At 69.1% G+C, this 17,056-nt stretch carries 17 protein-coding genes; 6 read left to right on the top strand and 11 right to left on the bottom strand.

What is annotated here, in order from left to right; all coding sequences use genetic code 11:
- Window positions 1-55 precede the first annotated feature (55 nt).
- The 4 genes from ACYVIO_RS25990 to ACYVIO_RS25975 form a co-directional block, all read right to left on the bottom strand.
- Window positions 56-1,834 carry an ABC transporter substrate-binding protein gene (locus ACYVIO_RS25990; protein WP_460653488.1) on the bottom strand — a complete coding sequence of 593 codons (1,779 nt, stop codon included), beginning with the start codon at window positions 1,832-1,834 and terminating at the stop codon, window positions 56-58.
- 57 nt (window positions 1,835-1,891) lie between these two features.
- The gene (locus ACYVIO_RS25985) at window positions 1,892-2,884 is read right to left on the bottom strand and encodes an ABC transporter permease (RefSeq protein WP_460653487.1); all 993 of its coding nucleotides are present in this window, start codon (window positions 2,882-2,884) and stop codon (window positions 1,892-1,894) included.
- Window positions 2,885-3,098: 214 nt separating this feature from the next.
- Window positions 3,099-4,670: an ABC transporter substrate-binding protein gene (locus ACYVIO_RS25980; protein WP_460653486.1), complete on the bottom strand. Its 1,572-nt coding sequence runs from the start codon at window positions 4,668-4,670 to the stop codon at window positions 3,099-3,101.
- A gap of 57 nt (window positions 4,671-4,727) precedes the next feature.
- The gene (locus ACYVIO_RS25975; protein WP_460653485.1) at window positions 4,728-5,378 is read right to left on the bottom strand and encodes an HAD family hydrolase; all 651 of its coding nucleotides are present in this window, start codon (window positions 5,376-5,378) and stop codon (window positions 4,728-4,730) included.
- A gap of 172 nt (window positions 5,379-5,550) precedes the next feature.
- On the opposite strand from ACYVIO_RS25975, the gene ACYVIO_RS25970 reads away from it, so the two are divergent.
- Entirely contained in the window at window positions 5,551-6,396 is an 846-nt protein-coding gene (locus ACYVIO_RS25970) for a PAC2 family protein (RefSeq protein ID WP_460653484.1), read from the top strand.
- 22 nt (window positions 6,397-6,418) lie between these two features.
- Here ACYVIO_RS25970 and ACYVIO_RS25965 read toward each other — a convergent pair whose 3' ends face one another.
- Window positions 6,419-6,781, bottom strand: a complete 363-nt coding sequence (locus ACYVIO_RS25965; protein WP_460653483.1) for a MerR family transcriptional regulator — start codon at window positions 6,779-6,781, stop codon at window positions 6,419-6,421.
- Window positions 6,782-6,836: 55 nt separating this feature from the next.
- Here ACYVIO_RS25965 and ACYVIO_RS25960 point away from each other — a divergent pair, with 55 nt between their 5' ends.
- The 3 genes from ACYVIO_RS25960 to ACYVIO_RS25950 are packed head-to-tail and all read left to right on the top strand — an operon-like array spanning window position 6,837 to window position 9,440.
- Window positions 6,837-7,700 carry a polysaccharide deacetylase family protein gene (locus ACYVIO_RS25960; RefSeq protein WP_460653482.1) on the top strand — a complete coding sequence of 288 codons (864 nt, stop codon included), beginning with the start codon at window positions 6,837-6,839 and terminating at the stop codon, window positions 7,698-7,700.
- A 58-nt stretch (window positions 7,701-7,758) separates the two neighbouring features.
- Window positions 7,759-8,535, top strand: a complete 777-nt coding sequence (locus tag ACYVIO_RS25955; protein WP_460653481.1) for a L,D-transpeptidase — start codon at window positions 7,759-7,761, stop codon at window positions 8,533-8,535.
- A gap of 11 nt (window positions 8,536-8,546) precedes the next feature.
- On the top strand, window positions 8,547-9,440 hold the full coding sequence (locus ACYVIO_RS25950) for a hypothetical protein (RefSeq protein WP_460653480.1): 894 nt from the start codon (window positions 8,547-8,549) through the stop codon (window positions 9,438-9,440).
- Window positions 9,441-9,584: 144 nt separating this feature from the next.
- Here ACYVIO_RS25950 and ACYVIO_RS25945 read toward each other — a convergent pair whose 3' ends face one another.
- A complete protein-coding gene (locus tag ACYVIO_RS25945; RefSeq protein WP_460653479.1) occupies window positions 9,585-10,286 on the bottom strand; it encodes an SDR family oxidoreductase in 702 nt (233 codons plus the stop codon).
- Between the two features lie 118 nt (window positions 10,287-10,404).
- On the opposite strand from ACYVIO_RS25945, the gene ACYVIO_RS25940 reads away from it, so the two are divergent.
- Window positions 10,405-11,355 (top strand): AraC family transcriptional regulator, encoded by a 951-nt coding sequence (locus ACYVIO_RS25940; protein ID WP_460653478.1) that lies wholly within the window; start codon window positions 10,405-10,407, stop codon window positions 11,353-11,355.
- Between the two features lie 318 nt (window positions 11,356-11,673).
- Here the strand turns inward: ACYVIO_RS25940 and mshC are convergent, their stop codons facing one another.
- Together mshC and ACYVIO_RS25930 are read right to left on the bottom strand one after the other, a co-directional pair.
- Window positions 11,674-12,894, bottom strand: a complete 1,221-nt coding sequence (mshC, locus tag ACYVIO_RS25935) for a cysteine--1-D-myo-inosityl 2-amino-2-deoxy-alpha-D-glucopyranoside ligase (RefSeq protein WP_460653477.1) — start codon at window positions 12,892-12,894, stop codon at window positions 11,674-11,676.
- Window positions 12,895-12,977: 83 nt separating this feature from the next.
- Entirely contained in the window at window positions 12,978-13,817 is an 840-nt protein-coding gene (locus ACYVIO_RS25930; RefSeq protein WP_460653476.1) for an NAD(P)H-binding protein, read from the bottom strand.
- Window positions 13,818-14,061: 244 nt separating this feature from the next.
- Between ACYVIO_RS25930 and ACYVIO_RS25925 the strand changes: the two genes are divergently transcribed.
- A complete protein-coding gene (locus ACYVIO_RS25925) occupies window positions 14,062-15,015 on the top strand; it encodes an AraC family transcriptional regulator (RefSeq protein ID WP_460653475.1) in 954 nt (317 codons plus the stop codon).
- On the opposite strand, the gene ACYVIO_RS25920 is transcribed toward ACYVIO_RS25925, so the two are convergent.
- The 3 genes from ACYVIO_RS25920 to ACYVIO_RS25910 are packed head-to-tail and all read right to left on the bottom strand — an operon-like array spanning window position 14,924 to window position 17,021.
- Window positions 14,924-15,715 (bottom strand): SCO1664 family protein, encoded by a 792-nt coding sequence (locus tag ACYVIO_RS25920; protein WP_460653474.1) that lies wholly within the window; start codon window positions 15,713-15,715, stop codon window positions 14,924-14,926. The two genes, ACYVIO_RS25925 and ACYVIO_RS25920, sit on opposite strands and share 92 nt — an antisense overlap.
- The gene (locus ACYVIO_RS25915) at window positions 15,712-16,287 is read right to left on the bottom strand and encodes a DUF3090 domain-containing protein (RefSeq protein ID WP_460653473.1); all 576 of its coding nucleotides are present in this window, start codon (window positions 16,285-16,287) and stop codon (window positions 15,712-15,714) included. The genes ACYVIO_RS25920 and ACYVIO_RS25915 overlap by 4 nt, the downstream gene beginning before the upstream one ends.
- A gap of 14 nt (window positions 16,288-16,301) precedes the next feature.
- On the bottom strand, window positions 16,302-17,021 hold the full coding sequence (locus tag ACYVIO_RS25910; protein ID WP_460653472.1) for a histidine phosphatase family protein: 720 nt from the start codon (window positions 17,019-17,021) through the stop codon (window positions 16,302-16,304).
- Window positions 17,022-17,056 lie beyond the last annotated feature (35 nt).

The raw sequence follows: 17,056 nt of genomic DNA, 5'->3' as shown, positions 1-17,056 counted from the left end.
GTCAGCCTTCACCTACCTCTGCTGGCGAATGATGGTTGTTCAGGGCAACCGACTGCTACTTCTGGGCGAGCCCGATGCCGGCGTAGTCGTACATGTTCTGGCCGTCGTTGGAGAACACGTTGGCCAGGGTGTCCGGGCGGTACAGCAGGCCCTTGGCCCAGGTGCCCGGCAGTACGCCGGCCTGCTCCATGACCTTCTTGTCGACGTCGAGCCACAGCTTGTTGCGCGCGGCCTCGTCGGTGGTTGCCAGCGCCTTGTCGATCAGCGCGTCGACCTCGGGGATCCGGATGCCCAGGTTGGTGTTACCACCGGTGGCGCGGATGGTCCGGCTGTCGACGATCTGGCTCAGGAAGCCGAAGCCGTCCGGCCAGTCAGCACCCCAGCTGTAGACGATCAGGCCGAGCTTGTTCGCCTTCGCGAAGTCCGGCTTGCCGGCGTACAGCTTGGTGTAGTCACCGGTCGGGTACGGCTTGGTGGTGAGGATGATGCCGGCCTTCTTCAGCGACTGCTGCAGGGTCTCGGCGACCGCCTTCTCCTTGGCCCGGTCGGCCCGGTAGGAGATGTTGATGCTGAAGCCGTTCGGCTGGCCGCAGGCCTTCAGCGACTCCTTGGCCTTCTCGACGTTGCCGTTCTTGTCGGCCTCGAAGCCGTAGTCGTCGAACTTCTCCGCACCGACGACCAGCGGCGGCATCAGGTTGGTGGCGATGTCGCCACCGATCGGACCGCCGTACGCGCGCTGGTAACCCTCGTGGTCGGCGGCGTACAGGACGGCCTTGCGGCAGTCCAGGTTGTTCAGCGGCGGAACCTCGGTGTTCAGCACGGTGAAGTTCAGCCGGGTCGCCGCGACGTTGTCGGCGTGCGCCTTGAGCTTCGGGTCGGCCAGGATCTTCGCCTGGGTCTCCGGCTGCACACCGGTGCCGGCGATGTCGACGTCGAGGTCACCGGCGATCAGCCGGTTGTCGATGTCGGTGCCGTTCACGTTGAACGCGACGTTGATCTTGTCCGGCAGCGCCTTGCGGCCCGAGTCCGGGTCCGTGGCCGGGTCGTACTGGTCGTTGCGCGTCAGGGTGATGCCCTTGTTCGCGTCGAAGCTCTCGAACTTGTACGGGCCGGTCGCGATCGGGTGCTCCTGGTACTTCGCGCCGGTGTCCTTGGCCTGCGGCACCGGAGCGGTCGAGGGCAGCTGCGCGAAGTAGTCGAAGCCGGCGAACGACTTGTTCAGGTGGAACACGATCGTGTTCGCGTCCGGCGTCTCGATCGCCTTGGCGACCCCGGCCAGCGACGGGTCCTTGTAGACGCTGTAGCCCTTGGGCACGTCCAGCAGGAAGTCGTTGAAGTACGTCGGGCCGCTGGGCAGCGTCGCCTTGTCGAGCGAGCGCGCGACGGCGTACTTGACGTCCTTCGAGGTGACCTCGGTGCCGTCCTCGTACTTCACGCCCTTGCGGATCTTGTAGGTCCAGGTCTTGGCGTCGTCGCTCGGCACACCCGGAGCCTCGGCCAGGTCCGGAACCGGCTTCGCACCCTCGGCGCCCGGTGCCGACTTGAAGGTCATCAGCGGCCGGACGTAGTTGCGGATCAGGTTCCAGGACAGGCCGTAGTAGGTGTCACCGGGGTCGGTCGAGTCCCACTTCTCGGTGATCGCCATCCTCAAGGTGCCACCCTTTTTGTCGCTCGGGTTGAACACCTTGTTGACTGCCGCGTCGAACGCGGCGGTCGTTCCGCCCGCCGAGTTGGACCCTCCGGGAGTGGCCTTGGGTCCCCCACCGCAAGCCACCAGGCTCATGGCGACGGCCGCACTGACGGCGGTCGCCGTCGTGATGCGATTCCATCTCATCTTTTCTTGCACCCCTTTTTTTGTGAGAGCCAGGCTCCCTGGTTGTGGCGAGAAGTCTCAGCGCGAGCGCGGGTCCAGGGCGTCTCGCAGCCCGTCACCGAACAGGTTGAAGGCCAGCACCGTGACGAAGATCGACAGGCCGGGCCAGACCATGTACGTCGGGTTGACCTGGTACCAGTTCGCGGCGATCGAGAGCATGTCGCCCCAGCTGGCGGTCGGCGGGCGGACACCCACGCCGAGGTAGGACAGGCCGGCCTCGAACAGCACGTTGGTCGGGATCAGCAGCGTCGCGTAGACCAGGATCGGCGCGATCAGGTTCGGCAGCAGCTCGGTGAACAGGATGTACGGCCGGCGCGCGCCGAGGCTGCGGGCGGCGTCGACGAACTCGCGCTCGCGCAGCGACAGCGTCTGGCCGCGGATGATCCGGCCGATGTAGGGCCAGCTGAAGAAGCCGATGATGAACACGATCAGCGCCACCCGCAGCGCGTCGCCCTGCAGGCCGAGGATCGAGTCCGGTACCGCGCCGACCAGGGCCAGCGCGAACAGCACCAGCGGGAAGGCCAGGAAGATGTCCATCAGCCGGCTGATCAGGGTGTCGATCCAGCCACCGAAGTAGCCGGCCATGATGCCCATCGCGACCCCGATCACCACCGACAGCAGAGTCGCCAGGAAGGCGATCAGCAGCGAGATCCGGGCGCCGTACACGATCCGGGCGAAGATGTCGCGGCCGTTGACCGGCTCGATCCCGAACGGATGGTCGGCGCTCATGCCGCCGAGCTTGCCGATCGGGGTCTGCAGCGAGGGGTCGACCAGGTCCTGGTGGAAGTCGTCCGGGGTGACACCGACGATCTTGCAGATCAGCGGCGCGAAGATCGCGACGAGGATCAGGATGAGCACGATGACGCCACCGGCGATCGCGACCTTGTCACGCTTGAGGCGCATCCAGGAGATCTGCCACAGCGAGCGACCCTCGATCTTCTTCATGCCGGCCAGGACGGCTTCGGGCTGCGCCGACGACGATCCGGGTTCGACCTCGAGTGGCGTGCTCACGCGTTGTGTTCCCCTACCTCGTAGTGGTGACCGACCGAAACCGGACATGGCTGCCGCCTTAACCTGCCGCCAGAACCGGCCGGAGTCAAACGCGGAAAGAGGGCGTTGCCCGATCGTGATGCCGAGGAGATCGTCCCGTATCGTGGACAGTTCTTTGTGTACCACGGCGTCGTACCAGGCGTTGTGAAGGCCTCGCTGACAGTGACCTGTTCTGTTACTTCTTCAGGGCCGAGAACGTGACGAACGAGAGCGCGTTGAGGGTGCCGGAGACGTTCTCGACGTTCTTGCCGGCCACCACCGTCAGCCGGCCCTGCCAGCTCGGCACCAGCGGCGCGTCGTGCGCGATCACGGCCTGCGCCTGCTCGAGCACCTGCTCGCGCTTCAACTGGTTCTGCTCGGCGACTTCCTGATCCAGCAACTTGTTGGCCGTCTGGGACTTGTAGCCGTTCTGGTAGATCCCGCCATCACGGACGAACGGCACCAGGTAGTCGTCCGGGTCCGGGTAGTCCGGCAGCCAGCCCGAGTGGTACAGGTCGAACGCGCCGCTGCGGGCGAGCTGCTGGTACCTCGGCCACTCGACGCTGCGCAACGTCACCCGGAACAGCCCGGACGCGTCGAGCTGGCGCTTCAGCTCGGTGACCTCGGCCTTCGCGCCGGCGCCGTACCGGGTGGGCGTCCAGCCGAGCGTCAACGGGACCGGAGTGGTGATTCCGCCTTCGCGCAGGATCGCGGCCGCGGCCGTCTTGTTCGGTTCCTTGTACTCCGTACGGAACGCCTCGACGTGACCACCGGCTCCCGGCGGGACGACCGAGTACAACGGCGTCACCTGGTCGCCGTACGCCTTCTTCGCGATCGCGCTCCGGTCGATCAGCTGCGCCACCGCACGCCGTACGGCGGGACGTCGCGACACCGCCGACTTGAAGTGGAACGAGAAGTAGCGGATCTCCGCCGACGGCGCCTCGACGACCTGGACCTGGTCGCCGGAGCGAAGCTTGTCGAGGTCGGTCGCGCCGAAGCCGTGGAAGGCGAGATCGGCCTTGCCGGTCGTGACCGCGTTGCTCAACGCGGCCGAGTCCGGCAGCAGCGTCAGGTCGATGCCGTCGTTCTGCGCGGCCCGCGGGCCCTTGTAGGCCTTGAACTTCGTCAGCGAAGCACTCGCGCCTTGCTTGTACGCCGTCAGTTCGTACGGGCCGCTGCCGATCGCCTTCGTCGGCATCAACTTGTTGGCCGGGTAGACCTCTTCGTCGACGATCGAGGCGGCCGTCGTGGTCAAGAGGTACGGGATGCGGGCGTCCGGCTTCTTCAGCGTGAACACCGCCGTCAGGTCGTCCGGCGTACTGATCGTGGCGATCGAGCCGAACAGGCCGGAGATCCCGCCGGGCGTCTTGAGCTTGAGCATCCGGTCGAAGCTGAACTTCACGTCGGACGAGGTCAGCGCGTGCCCGTTCGGGAAGGTCAGATCCTTCTTCAGGCTGCACGTGTACGTCGTCGGTGCGTCGAACTGGCAGTCTGCCGCGTCCGGCACCGGGGTCGGCCGGTCGCCGGTGATCGTGAGCAGGGTCTGGAAGAGATTCGCCTGCAGGGTGCGCGATCCCACCTCGTACGGGCCGGCCGGGTCGAGCGAGGTGACGGTGTCGGTGGTGGCGACCTTGAAGGTGAGCTGCCGCGGCGGCTCGCCGGTCTGCTGCGGCGCCGAGTTGCCGGTCTTGTCCCCGCACGACGCCAACGACCCCGCCAGTACGCCGGCGGCGGCCACCGCCACCACCCGGCGCGTGTACACCTTCACCACATCCACCCTCTCGTCCCCAGTCGCCCCCGCGGGCACCCCAAAGACGGTACTGCCTCAGCGGAGCAGCTCGCGCAGCGACTCCGGGGTCAGCGGCTCGAGCGACTTCAGCACCAGCCTGCGCGGTGCGTCCGCGATCGGCACCCACTGCGGAACGGCGACCACGAACGCGCCGGCCGCCGTACCGGCTTCGGTGCCGCCCGGGGAGTCCTCGATCACGACGCAGTCGGCCGGGTCGACGCCGAGTGCCTTGGCGGCGGTCAGGTACGGCTCGGGGTGCGGCTTGCCGTTCACGACCTCGTCACCGGCGACGACCGTCGCGAACAGGCCGTCCGGGAAGTGCCCGAGCACCGCGTCGATCATCGTCCGGTACGACGCGGAGACGAGCGCGCACGGGATCTCTTCCTTCACGCAGGCCTGCAGCAGCTCCAGCGCGCCCGGCCGGAACTCGACCTCCTGCCGGAGCGTCTCCACGACCTGGCTGAACATCCGCTCGGCCAGCTCCTCGGCCGTGATCGCGCCTTCGGGGATCCGCGCCATCCACGCGACGACCGCGTCGCGCAGGTCGGAGCCGACCAGGCTGACGCAGTCCTCCTCCGACCACTCGGCCCCGAGCTCGGCGAGCAGGGCCATCTGCACCCGGGCCCAGACCGGCTCGGAGTCGACCAGCGTGCCGTCCATGTCCCACAGCACCGCGCGCAGCGTCAAGGGAAAGCTCCTCAGATTTCGTCGTGCGGGGTCGGTTCGGTAGGAATTTTACTAGGCCCGGTCCGACACGTTCCGCTGGGCGTGAAACCGGACGCACGGCGATGGCCGGAGACGTAGGCTGGCAGTCCGGTACGAACGCCGTACCGGAGACGAGCAGGACAGGGGGTGGCGAGTGGTCGACCTCGCGAATCTGAGGGACCCGGTCGTGATCGCCGCGTTCGAGGGCTGGAACGACGCCGCCGACGCCGCCACCGGGGCGGTGGACCACCTGATCGACGAGTGGGACGCCGAACTGGTCACCGCGATCGACCCCGAGGACTACTACGACTTCCAGGTCAACCGTCCCACCGTCGGCTTCGACGACGACGGCGTACGCCGTCTGACGTGGCCGACCACGCGGGTCTTCCTGGCCCGCCCGGAAGACACCGACCGCGACGTGCTGCTGATCCGCGGCATCGAGCCGAACATGCGCTGGCGCACCTTCTGCCGCGAGCTGCTCGCCCTCGTCGACGAGTCGAACGCGCAGCTGGTCGTCGTACTGGGTGCTCTGCTGGCCGACTCCCCGCACACCCGTCCGATCCCGGTCAGCGCGTCGTCCTCCGACCCGGAGCTGACCGCGTCGTGGAGCCTCGAGCCGTCGACGTACGAGGGTCCGACCGGCATCTCCGGAGTCTTCGCCGACCTCTGCGGCGCGCTCGGCGTCCCCGCGGTCTCCATCTGGTCCGCGATCCCCCACTACATCGCCGGTACGCCGTGCCCGAAGGCGTCGCTGGCGCTGCTCGGCAAGGTCGAAGCCCTCCTCGACCTCGCCATCCCCGAGGGCGAGCTCCCGGAGTTGGCCCGCGCCTGGCAACGCGGCGCCGACGAGCTCTCCGAGGAAGACCCCGAGGTCGCCGAGTACGTCGCGACCCTCGAGGAGCAGCGCGACACCACCGACCTCCCCGAGGCTTCCGGCGACGCGATCGCCGCCGAGTTCGAGCGCTACCTCAGAAGGCGCAACAAGAACCACCCGGACTGAGCCTGCGGTCGGTTGCCGCGGGCTACAACTCGCGCGCGGCGGTTTCGATGACGTCGTCGAGGACTGCTCGCGACCTGGTGAGGTCGGCGATGAGTTTGTTGATGCGGGCTCGTTCGGCGGTCAGCGACGTGACGAGCGCGGGGGTCGCGCGGTCGTTCGGGGCTCCGTCGGGGTCGCGCATGCAGGGAAGCAGCTCGGCGATCTTCGGGCTGTGCAGGCCGGCGGCGTACAACTCCTGGATGAGGATGACGCGGTCCACCGCGCGTTCGGGGTAGGTGCGCTGGCCGCCGGACGTGCGGTCCGAGACGAGCAGGCCCTGGGTCTCGTAGTACCGCAGGGAGCGTTCGCTGACGCCGGTGCGCCGGGAGAGTTCACCGATCCGCATCTGACCTCCGCAAGGACTTGAACCTGACACTGATGTCAGATTTTACCGTGCCGGTATGACACTCGAACTCTTCGACTACAGCCCGATCACGCAGCGCCCGGCGATCAACTGGCCGGACGGCAAGAAGGTCGCCTTCTACGTCGGCCTGAACGTCGAGCACTTCCTCCCCGACCGCCCGTCGACCAGCATCTGGCCGCTCGACCTCGTGCCCGACGCGCTCAACTACGGCTGGCGCGACTACGGCGCCCGGGTCGGTGTCTGGCGCACGATCGACATCCTCGACCGGTACGGGGTGCGCGCGAGCACGCTGCTCAACTCGGCAGTCGTCGAGCACAACCCGCAGATCATCCAGGCCGGCGTCGAACGCGACTGGGCCTGGCTGGCGCACGGCTCGACCAACTCGATCCTGCACACGGCGTACGAGCCTGACGAGGAGCGCGAGATCCTCACCGGCATCACCGACACGATCGAGGCGGCCACCGGCAGACGCCCGAAGGGCTGGATGGGTCCCGCACTCACCGAGACCTGGAACACCCCGAAGCTGCTCGCCGAGCTCGGCTACGACTACGTGCTCGACTGGACCAACGACGACCAGCCCTACGCGCTGAACGTCCCCGGCATGCTCAGCGTCCCGTACACCGTCGAACTCAACGACCTCGGCCTGTTCCTGCGCGGCCTCACCGGCCCCGACTTCCTCCAGATGGTCAAGGACCAGTACGACGTACTGCGCGCCGACTCCGAGCACAGCGGACGGGTGATGGCGCTCGCGCTGCACCCGTTCGTCATCGGCCAGCCGTTCCGCGCCAAGTACCTCGATCTGGCGCTGGAGTACCTCGCCGCGCAGCCCGACGTCTGGCTGACCACGAGCGACGAGATCGCTGACCACTACCGGACCGGGGCGTCACATACTGTGGCGTAATAATCGCAATCGTCCTATTGTCGTCGTCGGACGACGTCGGTCTGACGGGGAGTTCGACATGCGTGGGGCAACGCGGAATCAGCGCGGCGGCAGTTCTGTCGCCGCGGTCGCCGTCCTTGCCGTGCTCGGAATCGCCGGGGCCGTGGCGCTGCTCGACGACGGCAAGCCGGACGTCGATCTGACCACGCTGGCCGCCTCGTCGACGCACGCGACGATCAGCACCGCGCCGCTGGACTCGCAGCCGTTCGCCTCGACCGACGGAGTGGTCGTGCATCCCCGCGCGGAGACCGCCGTGTTCTCGGCACCCGACGGGGAGCCGTTCGCCAAGATCGGGACGGCGCAGTTCGGCGCGACCTGGTTGCCGGTCGTCGAGCGGGTCGACGGCTGGGTGCGCGTGCTGCTGCCGTCGAAGCCCAACCGGTCCACCGGCTGGCTGGTCGACGAGGACCTGGATCAGGCCTCCTCGCCGTACACGATCCGCGTGCACACCGGCTCGCGGACCTTGGAGCTGTACGACGGCGCGAAGCACCTGGGCAAGTGGAAGGCAGGGGTCGGAGCGCAGAAGACGCCGACTCCCCCGGGCCGGACGTTCCTGCTCGGGTCGATCATCGATCCGAAACGGTCGGCGTCGCCCGTCGTCCTGCCGCTCGGCGCCCACAGTCCGACGCTCGACACGTTCGGCGGCGGACCCGGCACGGTCGCGATCCACGGCTGGCCGCGCCCTGACGTCTTCGGAGCCGCGGTCAGCGCCGGATGCGTGCGCGTCCCGCAGACCGCGCTCGACAAGCTGCAACGCGTTCCCCTGGGGACGCTCGTTCTGATCGACAGCAAATGAGGGTGAGACAGATGCGACGACACATCGTTCCGGCAGCCACGACGGCCGCGGCCGTCACCGGGGTCGTGGTGCTGACCCTCGTCACCGGCGCCCAGCCCGGCAACGCGACCGACCGGCCCTCCTCGGCGTACGCGATCGGCGCGGACGGTCAGGTGCCGGTCAGCAAGACGCCGTACGTCGAGTCGCGCGACGGGCGTGAGCGCAGTTCGTCAGCGCTCGAACTGCCGAAGAACCCGCTGCTGTCCGCTCGTACGGCGACCGTCACCGCCGGGAACGACAAGGCGTCGGTGGAACTGCTCGACGTCACGCTCGGCAAGGGCGCACTCGACAGCATCCAGCTGCCACCGGAGCTGAAGAAGTCCTGCGCCTCGCTCCCGCCGACCGGCGCCGACGACCTGCCGGTCCCGGACCTGCCACTGCCCGACCTCGGCCTGCCGCTGCCGGACCTCAGCACCGTCGACCTGCCGGTGAAGAACCTGCCCGACCTGTGCAACCTGCTGCTCACACCGCCGAGCTCGATCCTCGGCATCGACTCGGTCAACGTCTGGTGCGCGGGCGACAAGGGCGGCGTCGACCTCGGCTCACTGACCCTGCTCGGCCAGAAGATCCAGATCCCCGGCACCGAGCAGGGCGCCGTCATCCCCGCCGCCCCGCTGGCCACAATCACCGTCAACCAGCAGGCAGGAGCCCCCGACGGCTCGTTCACCGTCACCGGCCTCACCATCAACCTAGGCGACGGCGCCCAGGTCATCCGCCTAGCCTCAGCCACCTGCGCCAAGCCCGCCACCAAGACAACGCCGAAGCCCACCCTCCGCCCAGAGCCTGTCCCCGCCGGCGACGTCGGCTACCCACCGGCAGCGCCGGTCCCAACCCCGGTCAAAACCCACCACCCGGTCACCGGCTGATCCGGTCCCCATCGGGCAGGCGCAGACCGGCGTACAGCTGAAGGACGAGCCCCCGATCAGCTCTCAAGTACCGGCCCCCGATCGGTAGCCGGTACTTGTTGCGTGTCAGCGGGTCGAGGCCGCAGTTTGCTCCCGCTCACCCCATCAGTCCAACTCAGGAAACGCCGCCCGAACGTCTCCAGCGACGGCCGCCTTCGCGGCGGCAGCCGGCTCATCCACAAGGATCTCGAGCTGGTCAGCCTCCACCCCATCGAGCACGATCCGCACCAGCTCCGCAGGGTCGACCTTCGGCACGTCCCAGCCGGCCATCATGTCGGTATCCACCGCACCGACGTGCACCCCGCTGACGAGCGTCCCCTGCCCCGCCAGCTCCAACCGCACGCTGTTCGTCAGGCTCCACGCCGCCGCCTTGCCCGCGGCGTACCCACCTGCACCGAGGAACGGCCGCCACGACAGCACCGACAACATGTTCACGATCGCACCCCCACCGTTCGCGGCAAGGATCGGTGCAAAGGCCCGGATCGTGCCCAACGGCCCGTAGAAGTGCGTATCGAGCTCACGACGGATCTGATCGAGATCACCGGTGACAAGCGGCTGATGCGTGGTGATCCCCGCGTTGTTGATCAGCAGATCGACGTCACCGGCCCGCTCAGCCGCCGCGGCGATCGAGGTGGGATCGGTGATGTCGAGCGGCAGCACCTCGACGCCGGGCAGCTCGATCGACTGCGGCGTCCGCGAGGTGGCGTAGATCGTCCGCGCGCCGCGCTCGTGCAGCTGGTCGACGAAGTGCCGGCCGATCCCGCGGTTCGCGCCGGTGATCAGGGCGGTGCTTCCGGACAGTTTCACAGCTGGCTCCTTGCGTGAAGTGGTGTTGGTGAAACCACCGTAGGAACCAGCCCCTGCACCGGACGATGATCGTTCGGCGCACATTGATACCCGCCTGGTGCACAGTAGAGTCGCAGGTATGGATCTGCTCGCGGAGGTGCTCGCCGTCGGAGGCGTCCAGGGGACGCTCGGAGCCCGGGTCGAGGGCTCCGAGCCCTGGGCCCTGCAGTGGACGGACATTCCCGGCGCCGCCTTCTACGCGGTCACCGCCGGTACGGCGTGGCTCGCGATTCACGGACGGGAGTCGTTGCGGCTGTCGGCCGGCGACGTGGTCCTGCTGCCGACCGGTGCTCCCCACACGCTCAGCAGCGATCCCGGCGCGAAGGCTCCGGAATGCAGTCCGGCAGCGGCTGCCCACGCCCGGCTGACCGGCGAGGCGCTGCGGTTCGGGACGGGTGAGGTGCAGAGCCAGCTGGTCGCGGCGACGTACTCGCACGACCCGGCGGTGTCGACCCAGGCGCTGGAGCTGCTGCCCGAGGTCGTCCACCTGCCGGCCGATGCCAGCGGCAGCTGCCTCGACGACTCCGTCCGGCTGCTGGCCCGGGAGGTGGCTTATCCCCAGCTGGCGTCCTCGGTCGTGCTCAACCGGCTCGTCGACATCCTGCTGATCCAGTTCCTCCGCGTCTGGCTCGCACGCCGCCCGGAGGAGGCCAAGGACACCTGGCTCGGCGTACTCGACGACCCACTCCTGACCGCCGCGCTAACCAAGCTCCACGCCGATCCGGCCCGGGCGTGGACGACCGAGCTGCTCGCGACCGAGCTCGGGGTGTCCCGGGCGACGCTCACCCGCCGCTTCGCCAGTACGACGGGCCAAGCGCCCGGCGCGTACCTGACCCGCTGGCGGATGGACCTCGCCGCGCGAAAGCTTCGCGACACCGACGACACCCTCGACGCAATCGCCCGCTCGGTCGGCTACACCACGCCGTACGCGTTCAGCCGCGCCTTCACCAGATCCCGCGGCCAGTCCCCCGGTCGCTACCGAGTCACCGCCCGCGCCGACCAGCAGACGGACACCTACAGCACCGCCTGAACGCCCGTCCCCAGCCGCACAAACCGGTCCCCCGATGACGCTCCAAGTACCGGCCCCCGGATCAATGGCCGGTACTTGGTGGATTGGAGGCCGAGTCGGCTCCGAGCAGGGCCCACCGCCTGAACGCCCGTTCCCAACCACGCCGCCCAAACCGGGGTGGCCGACGCCCTGGTTCGGCTCGTCTTGCTCAGTCAGCTGTCCCCCGATGACGCTCCAAGTACCGGCCCCCGATCACTGGCCGGTACTTGGTGGAATGGGGGCCGAGTCGGCTCCGAGCAGGTCGTGCCGGGCCGTTTCCCTGCGCGCTCCGAGCAGGGACTAGAGCTTGATCCCCAGCAGTGCGTCGAGCGCCTGAGCGACCAACGCCGGCGCCTCGGTGTCGTCGCCGTTCGTGTCGGCCCACGTGTCGATCGCCGACAGCGCAGCGACGGTGTCCAGATCGTTCGTCAACGCCGCCCTCAGCGCATCAACAGCGGCAGCACCATCCGGACCGGTGCCCCGGGCAATCGCCCCACGCCACACGTCGAGCCGACTCTGCGCATCGAGCAGATCCGAGTCGGTCCAGAACCAGTCGGTCCGGTAGTGATGCGCGAGCAGCGCGAGCCGGATCGCCATCGGGTCCGACCCCGCCTGCCGCTCGCGCGACACCAGGACCAGGTTCCCCTTCGACTTGGACATCTTCTCGCCGTCCAGTCCGACCATCGCCTGGTGCACGTACGCACGAGCGAACGGGTACTCCCCCGTCGCGACCTGCGCGCCGCTGGCCGACATCTCGTGGTGCGGGAAGATCAGGTCGCTCCCGCCGCCCTGGACGTCGAACGTCATCCCGAGGTGCTTCAGCGCGATCGCCGAGCACTCGACGTGCCAGCCCGGCCGGCCGCGGCCGAACGGCGAGTCCCACGACGGCTCGCCCGGACGCTCCGCACGCCACAGCAGGCTGTCCAGCGGGTCCCGCTTACCCTCGCGGTCCGGATCGCCGCCGCGCTCGGCGAACAGCGTCCGCATCGTCTCGCCGTCGTAGTTCGAGACGCTTCCGAACGCCGGATCGGCCTTCACCGCGAAGTACAGGTCCTCGTCGACGGAGTACACAGCCCCGGCCCGCTGCAGGTCGCCAATCGCGTCGCTGACCAGGTCGATCGACTCGACCACGCCGATGTACTCCTGCGGCGGGATCACGCGCAGCGCGGTCATGTCGTCGCGGAACAGCTGGATCTCGCGCTCGGCCAGCTCGGTCCACTCGACCCCGGTCGCGGTCGCGCGCTCGAGCAGCGGGTCGTCGACGTCGGTGATGTTCTGCGTGTAGTGCACGCCGTACCCGGCGTCGCGCCAGAGCCGGTTGATCAGGTCGAACGTGACGTACGTCGCCGCGTGGCCCATGTGCGTCGCGTCGTACGGCGTGATGCCGCAGACGTACATCCGCGCCGTGCCGCCGTCACCGGGCGGCACCTCGACCGGGCCGCCGGAGGCGGTGTCGTAAAGGCGAAGACGCCGGGCCGGCCCGGGTACGACCGGGATGTCTGGATTCGTCCACGCCTGCATGGGACGGAGCCTATCCAGTCAGCAAACCGGCCATGCCCGGAGGCCCACTCTCCGGTACTCCGGGCAATTTCCCGGCCGACCTGCTAGAGGCTGCCGAAGGTGCGCTCGGCGTACGCCGCGAAGCTCGCCGGCGGGCGTCCCAGCACCTGCTCGACACCCTTGGCCGGCGCGCTCAGATGGCCGGCGCGCATGATCCCGAACATCGCTTCGAGGACCTCGACGACCTCCTCCGGATACCCCTCGGCGCGCAACTCCTCGGCGTACTGGTCGGGCGTCAGCTCGACGTACTCGATCGGCTTCGTCCACCGGCCGATCACCTCGACCGCCTCCGCGAAGGTCAGCGAGTCCGGCCCCGAGACGTCGTAGATCCGCCCCGAGTGCCCGGCCTCGGTCAGCAGCGCGGCCGCAACCTCGGCCACATCCTCGACGTCGACGAACGGCTCCCCCACAGCCCCCAACGGCAACGCCAACCGCCCGGCCTGAACCGGCGCCGTCCACACGTCCTCGGAGAAGTTCTGCGCGAAGTTGTTGGCCCGAATCACCGACCACTCAGCCCCTGATGCCTCGACGGCTCGCTCAGCCGCCACCATCCCCGGCCCGAACACCCCCGGCGACCCATCGGCCCGTGCCGGCAGTGCCTCAGCCGCCCGATCGATCCCCCGCCCCGACAGCACCACGAACCGCTTGACCCCAGCCTTCACCGCCAACTCCACAAACGCCTCAGCCGGCTCCGCCTCCTCCGGCGCCACCAGATAGACCGCGGAGACTCCCCGCAGTACCTCTCCCCAGCCCTCCCGCTCCAACCAGTCGAACCGAACCTCCCCCGACCGCGACGCAGCCCGCACCTCGAACCCCATCCCCCGCAACCGAGGAACCACCCGCCGCCCCGTCTTACCCGTTGCCCCAAGCACCAAAATCGTCATACCCACACTCAACCGCCGAAGCCCCCGCGATCCCATCGGCGATCGTCCGCCACCCATGTCCGTCCGTCCCGCTGCGCGGGACGGACGGGGGGGGAAGGGAGGAGGGGGGTTGGAGCGAGCGCCCCGCCCCCGCCACGCTTCGCGGGCGGCCCGACCGTCGCCGCGCGGGGCGCGGGACTCTTGCCGCGTTGGCCGGGCGAGCGGTCCGGCCGGGCTGCACCGACGATCTGCCTATCGTGGTGCTGTGGAACCTCTCGACGACCTCCTGCGTGCCGTCCGAGCTGACGGGGCCGTGCTCGGCACGCCTGTGCTCGCCGCCCCCTACGCTCTCCGCTTCACCGATCGTGCTGAGCTCACGCTCATCGCGCCCCTGCGCGGGAACGCCTGGATCGTCGCCGACGGGACACCACTTCTCGTCCGCCCCGGCGACACCGCCGTCGTCCACGGCTCCGAACCCTTCGTCGTCACCGACGACCCGGACCGCCCGAGCACGACGCTCGACATCTCCTGCGACGGCACCGTCCTCGGCGCGCCGTACGACGAAACCACCGGCGGCACAGTCCTCCTCGCCGGCGCAGCCAACGTCCGCGCCGGTCTCCCCACCCGCCTCCTGCGCGAACTCCCCCGCGCCGTCGTCGTACCGTCCGACCACGACTGCAAACCCCTGCGCGACTACCTCGAAGAACGCATCGCCGCCGGCGCCCACGGACGCCGCGTCGTGCTCGACCGCCTGATCGACTGGCTCCTGGTCTGCGCCCTGCGCGACTGGTTCGAGCTCAACACCCCACCCTGGTACCGGGCAGCCGGCGACCAAACCATCGGCCCGGTCCTCCAGGCCCTCCACACCACCCCAGAAGCCCCCTGGACCCTGGCATCCCTCGCAGGCGTAGCCAACGTCTCCCGTACGACGCTCGCCCGCCGCTTCACCGACCTCATCGGCGAACCGCCCCTCACCTACCTGACCAACCTCAGGATGTCCCTCGCAGCCGACCTGCTCACCGAGCCCGACGCGACAGTCGCCGCGGTCGCGCGACGCGTCGGCTACGCGGACGCGTTCAGCTTCAGCACCGCGTTCAAACGCGAACGCGGCACCAGCCCGAACCGGCTCAGAACGCCGGCCAAGGGATCGCCGGCCAGTCGTCGCTCGGGTACGGAAAGCTCCCCGACTTCAGCAACCCCGCACACCGCTCCCGCGTAGCACTCAACTCGACCGCGGTGATCAACGAGCACAACTCCTGCCCGAACGCCCCGGCCAGCCCGTCCGCGAGCTTCCGTACGTCGTCCAGCAGCTCGCCCGGGATCGGATCACCCGCCCAACCCCACAAGACGGTCCGCAGCTTGTCGTCAGCGTTGAACGTCACGCCGTGATCGACCCCGAACACCCGCCCGTCGCCAGGGTTGAGCACGTGCCCACCCTTGCGATCCGCATTGTTGACCACGGCATCGAACACGGCCATCCGCCGCAGCTGCTCGTTGTCCGCGTGCACCAGCGTCACCGGGTTGTGCCGCCCGTCGAGCGCGTCCAGCACGCCGACCCACCCGGCCGGCACGCGCCCCTGCGGCACGATGTCGACCAGCTCGGTCTCGCCCGGCGGCAGCTCGGCCTCGTCGATCCACAGCTGGACCATGCCCTCGCCGAGCGGCCCGTCGCGCAGCAGCGTCGGCGGTACGACGTTCCAGCCGAGCGCCTCCGACACGACGTACGCCGCGTACTCGCGCTGCGCCAGCGTGCCGTCCGGGAAGTCCCACAGCGGGCGCTCGCCCTCGACCGGCTTGTAGACCACCGTCGCCGTCTCGTCGCCGAGGCTGACGACCCCTTGGAAGGTGCCGTTCGACGCGGCCACCAGTCGCCCGTTCAGGGACAGCTCGCCCCGCGCGAGCAGATCTGGATCGATCATTCGCGGACGTGCCGACGGTAGCCGTTGGCCCGCGGACAGATGTGCCCCTCCGGGTCGATCGGCCGGCCGCAGAACGGGCAGCTCGGCCGGCCGGACGCGACCAGCGCGACCGCCCGGCGGGCGAACCCGCGGGCCTGCTCCTCGCTGATCCGGACGATGAACACCTCGGAGTCCTCCGACTCCAGCGCCGCGGCGACCGGGTCGGCCTCCTCGAGCTCGGCCTGGTCGCCGGTGACGACCGCGAACACCTCGATCACCACCCGCTCGGCGTCGGCCTCCCAGGCCAGCGTCATCGTGCCGGCCCGGAACTCCTCCTCGATCGGCTGCTCGAGCGGGTCGGTGTCGTCCACGCCGGTGAGCGCGACCGGCTCGCGGTCGAACCGCCGGGCCACCTCGTCCAGCATCACGTCGAGCCGCTCTGCGAGCGCCATCACCTGTTCCTTCTCGCAGGCCACCGAGGTGAGCCGGGTACCGGCCCGGGCCTGCAGGAAAAACGTCCGGGCACCGGGTTCTCCCACGGTGCCGGCGACGAACCGGTCAGGGTCGTCGTACGAATGCACTACGCGCGCCATGCCTCAGACCCTATCTACCGGCCACCGACAACGGCGTCGGAGGAGGGTACGGCGGACTTCTGCGCCCGTTTCTGGGTGCCCTTCTTCGCCTTCGGCGGAGGCGGCACGAGCGACGCCAGTTCGCTCCCGGAGTCGTTCAGCCGGACCAGGAACGGGCGGGTCGGCGTGTAGCTGATGATCGTCGTACTGGCCGTGTCGACGACGATCCGCTGGAACGTGTCGAGGTGCTGACCGAGGGCGTCGGCAACGATCGCCTTGATCACGTCGCCGTGCGACACGGCGACCCAGAGCGCCTGCGGGCCGTGGCTCGCGGCCAGGGCGGCGTCGTGGGCGCGGATCGCGTCGACCGCGCGCTGCTGCATGCCGCGCATCGACTCGCCGTTCGGGAAGGTCACCGCGGACGGGTGCTGCTGCACGACCGTCCACAACGGGTCCTTGGCCAGCGTGCTGATCTTCTGACCGGTCCAGTCGCCGTACCCGCACTCCGTCAGCCGCCGGTCCGTTGCCGGACGCAACTCGGGGTGCTGCTTGGCGATCGCCGCCGCGGTCTGCTTGCAGCGGTCCAGCGGCGAGGTGACGATCGCGGCCAGCGGCAGCCCGGCCAGCCGCTCCGCGACCGCGGCCGCCTGCTGCACGCCGGTGTCGTCGAGCTTCACCCCCGGAGTCCGGCCGGCGAGTACGCCGGATGTGTTGGCACTACTACGGCCGTGCCGAACCAGAATCACCGTGGGCATAAACCGCACGTTATCCGGTCCACGCAACTCCGATG

This window comes from Kribbella endophytica (assembly GCF_054781295.1).
Note: the sequence above shows the minus strand (reverse complement) of the source record. Positions and strands in the feature narration are given on the sequence as shown.

What these genes read in the sequence shown, in the direction of transcription:
- ACYVIO_RS25990 (WP_460653488.1), bottom strand. Translation starts at nt 1,834, where the DNA reads ATGAGATGGAATCGCATCACGACGGCGACCGCCGTCAGTGCGGCCGTC.
- ACYVIO_RS25965 (WP_460653483.1), bottom strand. Translation starts at nt 6,781, where the DNA reads ATGCGGATCGGTGAACTCTCCCGGCGCACCGGCGTCAGCGAACGCTCC.
- ACYVIO_RS25960 (WP_460653482.1), top strand. Translation starts at nt 6,837, where the DNA reads ATGACACTCGAACTCTTCGACTACAGCCCGATCACGCAGCGCCCGGCG.
- ACYVIO_RS25955 (WP_460653481.1), top strand. Translation starts at nt 7,759, where the DNA reads ATGCGTGGGGCAACGCGGAATCAGCGCGGCGGCAGTTCTGTCGCCGCG.
- ACYVIO_RS25950 (WP_460653480.1), top strand. Translation starts at nt 8,547, where the DNA reads ATGCGACGACACATCGTTCCGGCAGCCACGACGGCCGCGGCCGTCACC.
- ACYVIO_RS25940 (WP_460653478.1), top strand. Translation starts at nt 10,405, where the DNA reads ATGGATCTGCTCGCGGAGGTGCTCGCCGTCGGAGGCGTCCAGGGGACG.
- mshC (WP_460653477.1), bottom strand. Translation starts at nt 12,894, where the DNA reads ATGCAGGCGTGGACGAATCCAGACATCCCGGTCGTACCCGGGCCGGCC.
- ACYVIO_RS25930 (WP_460653476.1), bottom strand. Translation starts at nt 13,817, where the DNA reads ATGACGATTTTGGTGCTTGGGGCAACGGGTAAGACGGGGCGGCGGGTG.
- ACYVIO_RS25920 (WP_460653474.1), bottom strand. Translation starts at nt 15,715, where the DNA reads ATGATCGATCCAGATCTGCTCGCGCGGGGCGAGCTGTCCCTGAACGGG.
- ACYVIO_RS25915 (WP_460653473.1), bottom strand. Translation starts at nt 16,287, where the DNA reads ATGGCGCGCGTAGTGCATTCGTACGACGACCCTGACCGGTTCGTCGCC.
- ACYVIO_RS25910 (WP_460653472.1), bottom strand. Translation starts at nt 17,021, where the DNA reads ATGCCCACGGTGATTCTGGTTCGGCACGGCCGTAGTAGTGCCAACACA.